Raw genomic sequence first — 7169 nt, 5'->3', positions numbered from 1 at the left:
GTCGTGCGGCCGTTCGTGGGGCGCAGCCAGGAGTGCTTCCTGGGGGCGGGCCGGTGGCGCGGAGGGCGCTCGGGCATCGTTCGTCTCCCTCTCGCTGGTCGCGGGCCGCAGAACGGGTTGCGCGGAACAGGATATACATCCCTATTTGCCGCCCCTGAGGGCCGTCAGTCGCTATTGCCCCGCAACGATCGTAGGTGCAGTCTCAGCACCCGCCGCATGTCGTCGGCCGGGACCCGGTCTGGATGGAGGACCGCCGTGAGCGTCAGGCCGTCGATGAGCGCGAGCGTCCGCAGCGTCTCCGTGGGGACGTCGAGGTCCTCCGGGAAGCCGCCCGCGCTCCGCCCCTCGCGCAGGACGCGCTCGATCAGCTCGCGCATGCCCGTGTGGAGCCTGTCCGCGCCGGGCCGCAGTTCGGGGCGGACGCGGGCCGCCGTGCTGAAGGCCAGCCACAGGGCGGCCTCGTCGTGGCGGTCCCGGTCGAGGGGGAGGAACTCCGCGAGGAGCTCCTCGACGAGCGCGGCGCGGTCCGGGGCGGGCGGGGCGGCCAGCAGCCGCTCGGCGTGGCCGCGCACGCGGACCTCGACGCGGCGGGCGAGCTCCCGCATGGCGAAGAGCATCAGGTCGGAGTGGTCGGCGAAGTAGTGCCGCACGGAACCGACGGCGAGTCCCGCCTCCTGGGCGACGTTGCGCAGCGACGCGTTCTCCAGGCCGTCGCGCCGGGCCACCCGGAACACGGCGTCGGCGACCGCCCGGCGGCGGGCCTCGGGGTCGACGATCTTTGGCATGTTGCCGTTATAGCACGACCGGGCTAAATTCTTATTTGGCACGGGTGAGCTATTAACGCTGTTGATGAGCTGTACAAGGAGTCGGAGTGAACGCTTGGCTGTCGGCCGTCCTCATCGCCGCGGTCGCCGTGGCCGTCGTCGTCAAGCGGCTACGAGGAGAACCCCTCAACGCGCGCGACCTGTTCGCGGCCCCGCTGATCCTGACCGGCCTCGGCGCCTGGACGCTCTGGAAGGCCGAGGGCATCGGTGTCGCGGACGCCGTCTGGGTGGCGGCCGGCGCCCTGCTCGGCGTCTCGCTGGGGGCGGTGCGCGGGCTGACCATCCAGGTCTTCGAGAGGGACGGGGTGCTGTGGCAGCGCTACACCGGACGGACGTTCGCCGTGATGGCGGTGTCGGCGCTGCTCTCGTTCGGCTTCGGCCTGCTCGCGAGCCGGATGGGCATGCACCCGCAGGCGCGCCCGGTCCAGCTCTCGATCGGCATCGGCTTCCTGGGCGAGGCACTGGCGGTGGGCGCGCGCGGGCTGATGACGGGGGTTCCCTTCGCGCCGGAGTCCCGGGACGGCGGGCGACGTCGCTGAACGACGCCGCCCGCCCGGACACCACCTGAGAGCTCAGTCCGGCAGCTCCCGGCTCCACAGGTCCGCCGGTGTCTCGCGGCGTACCAGCAGCCGTGCGCGGCCGCCCGCGACGGCGGCCACCGGCGGGCGCCCGACCAGGTTGTACGCCGAGGCCATCGACAGGTGGTACGCCCCCGACGCCGGGACCGCGAGGACGTCCCCGGGGCGGATGTCACCCGGCAGCGGGACGTCCTCCGCCAGCACGTCGCCCGCCTCGCAGTGCCGCCCCACGACCGTCACCGGCCGTGCCGGCGCCGCCGAGGCGCGGCCCGCCAGGCGGACCGTGTAGCGCACCCCGTACAGCGCCGGGCGGGGGTTGTCGCTCATCCCGCCGTCCACGGCGACGAACGTCCGCCCGCCCGAGACCTTCACCGCCAGCACCCGGTACAGCGCCACGCCCGCCGGGCCCGCGATCCAGCGGCCCGGTTCGACGGCCGGCCGGGGCACCGGGAGGTCCGCGTGGGCGCAGCGCAGCGCCAGTTCGGCGCGGACGCGCGTCGCGTACTCGGCGGGGTCGAACGACGGTTCGCCGTCGCGGTAGGCGATGCCGAAACCGCCGCCCAGGTCGAGCTCGGGGAACGTCACGCCGTGCACGTCGCGCAGGCCGGACAGGAAGGGCACCAGCTTGCGGACGGCGGCCAGGTAGGGGTCGACCGAGGTGATCTGCGAGCCGAGGTGGCAGTGGAGGCCGACGAGTTCCAGCCGGGGCTGGCCCAGGACGCGGGCCACGGCGTCCGCCGCCTCGCCGCCGTCGAGGGACAGCCCGAACTTCTGGCCCTCCACACCCGTCCGCACCGCCGCGTGGGCGCCGGCCTCGATCCCGGGCACCACGCGGACCAGCACCTTCTGCCGGGCGCCGGGCGGCACCAGCGCCGCGAGCCGGGCGATCTCGCCGGTGTTGTCGAGGACCACGCGGCCCACGCCCAGGCGCAGCGCGGTCCGCAGGTCGTCGGGGCTCTTGGCGTTGCCGTGGAGGATGACGCGCTCGCCGGGGAAGCCCGCGTGCGCGGCGAGTTCGAGCTCACCGGCCGAGCAGACGTCGAGGTGGAGCCCCTCCTCCTCGACCCAGCGGACCATCGCCCGGGTGAGGAACGCCTTGCCGGCGTAGGCCACGTCGGCGTCCGGGAGCGCGGCGCGCCACGCACGGGCGCGCGCCCGGACCTCGTCCTCGTCGACGACGTAGGAAGGGGTGCCGAAGCGGTCGGCGAGCTCGGCGAGGGGCACCCCGCCGACGGCCAGCCCGCCCGAGGGCAGGACCCGGGCGGAGGCGGGCCACACGGGACCCGGCCACGCCGGGTCCGACGGGCGGCCGGAGTCCGCTCGCGCGGGGTCCGACGGACGGCTGGAGTCCGCTCGCGCGGGGTAGGACGGACGGCCGGGATCCGACGGGCGGCCGGAGTCCGACAGGTGGCCGGGGGCCGCCCGGCCGGGGGCCGGCACGGGCGTGGACTCCTCGGTCACCGGCAGTACGGGGCGGGCCGTGAGCTGCGGGTCGACCGACACCTGCCCGACGCCCAGCGGCGCGGCCAGGGCCCGTACGGCGGGCAGGGCGAGACGGACCGAGGGGACACCCGGCCCCAGACAGTCGGAAAGCCGCCGCCTGCTGGTGAAGGCGACGGCCGTACGGGCGCCGAGCGGGGTGCGGAAGACACGCAGGGCGAAGCCCACGGAGCAGGGCCGTACGGGGACGTACAGCGGCCGCTCCGGGCTCGGATGGGAAGGCTCGCCGTCGTCGGCGGGGCGGCTCCCGGCGGTGTCGGGGCACATCGCCGCGGCGACGGCCGCGGCCTCGGCGGGAGTACGGCTCAGATGCATGACGGTCCTTGGGAGGTGTCGGTGAGGTGCGTCGGTCACGCTATGCCCGGTCCCCGTCCGGGCGATCGCCTCCTTGACAGCACATTGACCCCACCCGGGAGTCCCTTGACGGCTCGTTTACGCGCCCGCAACCGGTCCGCGACCCGCCCTCGCGCCCCCACGCGCCCTCGCGCCGGTCCGCCCCGGCGGCGCGCCGCCGTACCACCGCCGTGGCCGTCCGTCCGCCCCCATCCGTCCAGCCCCGCTGTCCGTCTCCGTCCGCCCTCGTCGCAGCCGCCCCGCCCCGGAACGGTCGGCTCCGGACGCCGGAAATCTTTGGAACAATCCGCCCCGCGCGCACCGGCACCGCCCCCGTGTCCCGTCCGGGCGCGCACCGGCCCTCTCCGGGGCTGGTCAGACGTGGATCATTGCCGCACGATGCTTACCGGGCTCACGGGCTCACCGGCGGGGGTCGGCGCGGCCCCGGGCACTTATGGAGGACAAGTGACGGCGACGACGAACGTGACTGCGAAACCCGGCCCGGCGGACGGCTTCCGGGCGGCCAGGGACTTCCTGCTCGACCACCGCGAGGACTACGCGGCGGCCCGCGAGGGCTTCTCCTGGCCCCGGCCCACCGCCTTCAACTGGGCGCTGGACTGGTTCGACACCATCGCCCGGGGCAACGACAGCACCGCCCTGTGGATCGTGGAGGAGGACGGCCACGAGGAGAAGCTCTCCTTCGACACGATGCGCCGCCGCTCCGACCGCGTCGCCAACTGGCTGCGCGCGCGGGGCGTACGGGCCGGGGACCGGATCGTCGTCATGCTCGGCAACCAGCGCGAGCTGTGGGAGACCGCCCTCGCGGCCATGAAGCTGCGCGCCGTCGTCATCCCCGCCACCCCGCTGCTGGGACCCGCCGACCTCACCGACCGCATCGAGCGCGGCCGGGCCCGCCACGTGCTCGTACGGGCCGAGGACACCGGCAAGTTCACGGACGTCCCCGGCGACTACACCCGTATCGCGGTGGGCGGAGCACCGGAAGCCGGCGGCTGGCTGGCGTACGAGGACGCCGACCACGCCGAGGAGGCGTTCACCCCCGACGGGCCCACCCACGCCGACGACACCCTGCTCCTCTACTTCACCTCAGGCACCACCGCCCGCCCCAAACTCGTCGAGCACACCCACATCTCGTACCCCATCGGTCACTTGACCACCATGTACTGGATCGGCCTGCGCCCCGGCGACGTCCACCTCAACATCTCCTCGCCCGGCTGGGCCAAGCACGCCTGGTCCAACCTCTTCGCCCCCTGGAACGCCGAGGCCACCGTCTTCGTCCACAACTACACCCGCTTCGACGCGGCCCGCCTGATGGCCGAGATGGACCGCTGCGGCGTCACCAGCTTCTGCGCCCCGCCCACGGTGTGGCGGATGCTCATCCAGGCCGACCTGGGCGCGCTGCGCAACCCACCGCGCGAGGTCGTGGCCGCCGGCGAGCCCCTCAACCCCGAGGTCATCGAGGCCGTGCGGCGCCACTGGGGCCGCACCATCCGCGACGGCTTCGGGCAGACCGAGACCTCCGTCCAGATCGCCAACCCGCCCGGTCAGCCCCTGAAACCCGGCTCCATGGGCCGCCCCAGCCCCGGCTTCACCGTCGTCCTCCTCGACCCGCGGACCGGGGAGCCCGCCGACGAGGGCGAGATCGCCCTCGACCTGCGCGAGCGCCCCGTCGGCCTGATGACCGGCTACGCGGGCGACCCCGGGCGCACCGCCGAGGTCATGGCGGACGGCTACTACCGCACCGGCGACATCGGCGCCCGCGACGAGGACGGATACATCACGTACATCGGGCGCGCCGACGACGTCTTCAAATCCAGTGATTACAAGATCAGTCCGTTCGAGCTGGAGAGCGCCCTCCTGGAGCACGAGGCCGTCGCCGAGGCCGCCGTCGTCCCCGCCCCCGACCCGCTGCGGCTGTCCGTGCCCAAGGCGTATGTCGTCCTCGCCGCCGGCTGGGAGCCCGGCCCGGACACCGCCAAGGCCCTCTTCGCCCACTCGCGCGCCGTGCTGGCCCCCTACAAGCGCGTCCGCCGGCTGGAGTTCGCCGAGCTGCCCAAGACCGTGTCCGGCAAGATCCGCCGCATCGAGCTGCGCGAACGCACCGCGCGGGGCGGCGGGACCGAGTACCGAGAGGAAGACCACCGGTGACCACACCCTCCCCCTCCCACACGGCAGGCCCCGTCGACACCCCGCTGCTCGACGACACCATCGGCGCGAACCTGGTCCGTACCGTCGCGCAGTTCGGGGACCGCGAGGCGCTCGTCGACGTCCAGGGCGGCCGCCGCTGGACCTACGCGGAGTTCGGCCGGGCGGTGGAGGAGGTCGCCCTGGGACTCCTCGCCAAGGGCGTGGCCAAGGGCGACCGCGTGGGCATCTGGGCCGTCAACTGTCCCGAGTGGGTCATGGTCCAGTACGCCACCGCCCGGATCGGCGCGATCATGGTCAATGTCAACCCGGCCTACCGCGTCCATGAACTGGCCTACGTCCTGCGCCAGGCGGGGATCAGCATCCTCGTCTCCTCCGTCGAGTACAAGACGAGCGACTACCGCCGCATGGTCGAACAGGTACGCGGCCGCTGCCCGGCGCTCCGCGACGTCGTCTACATCGACGACCCCACCTGGACCGGCCTCGTCAGCCTCGGCCGGAGCGTCGACCCCGCCCGCCTCGCCGCCCGCGAGGAACTGCTCGGCCCCGACGACCCCGTCAACATCCAGTACACCTCGGGCACCACCGGCTTCGCCAAGGGCGCCACCCTCTCCCACCGCAACATCCTCAACAACGGCTATTTCGTGGGCGAGGGCCTCGGCTACACCGAGGAGGACCGCATCGCCCTGCCCGTGCCCTTCTACCACTGCTTCGGCATGGTCATGGGAAACCTCGCCGCCACCACCCACGGCGCCTGCGTCGTCATCCCGGCCCCCACCTTCGACGCCACCGCCACCCTCCACGCCGTCGAACGCGAGCGCTGCACCTCGCTCTACGGCGTCCCCACCATGTTCATCGCCGAACTCGGCCTGCCCGACTTCGCCACGTACGACCTCACCTCGCTGCGCACCGGCATCATGGCGGGCTCGCCCTGCCCGGAGGAGGTGATGAAGCGGGTCGTGACGGAGATGCACATGTCCGAGGTCGCCATCTGCTACGGGATGACGGAGACCTCCCCGGTCTCCACCCAGACCCGGCGCGACGACGACCTGGCGCGCCGCACCGGCACGGTCGGGCGGGTGCTGCCGCACATCGAGGTGAGGATCAGCGACCCGGCCGACGGAACCACCGTCCCGCGCGGCGAGCCCGGGGAACTGTGCACCCGCGGCTATTCGGTGATGCTCGGCTACTGGGACGACCCCGAGCGCACCGCCGAGGCCGTCGACGCCGACCGGTGGATGCACACCGGCGACCTCGCGGTGATGGACGAGGACGGCTGCGTCCGGATCGTCGGCCGCATCAAGGACATGATCATCAGGGGTGGGGAGAACGTCTACCCGCGCGAGATCGAGGAGTTCCTCCACACCCACCCCAAGATCTCCGACGTCCAGGTCATCGGCGTCCCCGACGAGAAGTTCGGCGAGGAGATCATGGCCTGCGTCATCCTGCGCGACCCCGCCGACAGCCTCACGCGCGACGAGCTCGCCCGCTACTGCCGGGGCCGGCTCGCGCACTACAAGGTGCCGCGCCACCTGCGGGTGATGGACGCCTTCCCCATGACCATCAGCGGGAAGGTGCGGAAGGTGGAGCTGCGGGAGGAGGCCGCCGCGCTCCTCGCCGGGGTGAGCGTCGCCGCGGGCGGCTGACGGCCGGCGGCCGACCGGGCCGGCGGATGACGGGCCCGGCGGCGGACGGGCGGGGCCGCGGGCAGTCGGACGGGGCGGGCCGTGTGCGGCCCGCCCCGTCGTCCCCCGTTCCCCCGTATCCCCCG

General features: G+C 73.6%; 5 protein-coding genes and 1 pseudogene. 3 read left to right on the top strand and 3 right to left on the bottom strand.

The window, feature by feature from the left end; translation table 11 throughout:
- Window positions 1–164: 164 nt before the first annotated feature.
- Entirely contained in the window at window positions 165–785 is a 621-nt protein-coding gene (locus K6I33_RS28735; protein ID WP_229357456.1) for a TetR/AcrR family transcriptional regulator, read from the bottom strand.
- 86 nt (window positions 786–871) lie between these two features.
- Between K6I33_RS28735 and K6I33_RS28730 the strand changes: the two genes are divergently transcribed.
- Window positions 872–1363, top strand: coding sequence for a DUF1453 domain-containing protein (locus K6I33_RS28730; RefSeq protein WP_229357455.1), 492 nt, complete (start codon window positions 872–874; stop codon window positions 1361–1363).
- Window positions 1364–1396: 33 nt separating this feature from the next.
- Here the strand turns inward: K6I33_RS28730 and lysA are convergent, their stop codons facing one another.
- Both lysA and K6I33_RS36435 read right to left on the bottom strand, forming a co-directional pair.
- Window positions 1397–2680 (bottom strand): diaminopimelate decarboxylase, encoded by a 1284-nt coding sequence (gene lysA, locus K6I33_RS28725; RefSeq protein ID WP_229357458.1) that lies wholly within the window; start codon window positions 2678–2680, stop codon window positions 1397–1399.
- A gap of 216 nt (window positions 2681–2896) precedes the next feature.
- Window positions 2897–3169, bottom strand: a pseudogene (locus tag K6I33_RS36435) (SAV_915 family protein); the annotation flags it as partial.
- Between the two features lie 465 nt (window positions 3170–3634).
- Here K6I33_RS36435 and K6I33_RS28720 point away from each other — a divergent pair.
- Together K6I33_RS28720 and K6I33_RS28715 are read left to right on the top strand one after the other, a co-directional pair.
- The gene (locus K6I33_RS28720) at window positions 3635–5401 is read left to right on the top strand and encodes an AMP-binding protein (protein ID WP_238492175.1); all 1767 of its coding nucleotides are present in this window, start codon (window positions 3635–3637) and stop codon (window positions 5399–5401) included.
- Window positions 5398–7044, top strand: a complete 1647-nt coding sequence (locus tag K6I33_RS28715) for an AMP-binding protein (protein ID WP_229357454.1) — start codon at window positions 5398–5400, stop codon at window positions 7042–7044. The genes K6I33_RS28720 and K6I33_RS28715 overlap by 4 nt, the downstream gene beginning before the upstream one ends.
- Window positions 7045–7169: the final 125 nt, after the last annotated feature.

It is taken from the genome of Streptomyces sp. UNOB3_S3 (assembly GCF_020740895.1).
In the GTDB taxonomy this organism is placed as follows: Bacteria; Actinomycetota; Actinomycetes; order Streptomycetales; family Streptomycetaceae; genus Streptomyces.
Note: the sequence above shows the minus strand (reverse complement) of the source record. Positions and strands in the feature narration are given on the sequence as shown.

Bases quoted from the DNA above. Each gene is read 5' to 3' on its own strand.
- K6I33_RS28735 (WP_229357456.1), bottom strand. From the start codon at position 785: ATGCCAAAGATCGTCGACCCCGAGGCCCGCCGCCGGGCGGTCGCCGAC.
- K6I33_RS28720 (WP_238492175.1), top strand. From the start codon at position 3,635: ATGCTTACCGGGCTCACGGGCTCACCGGCGGGGGTCGGCGCGGCCCCG.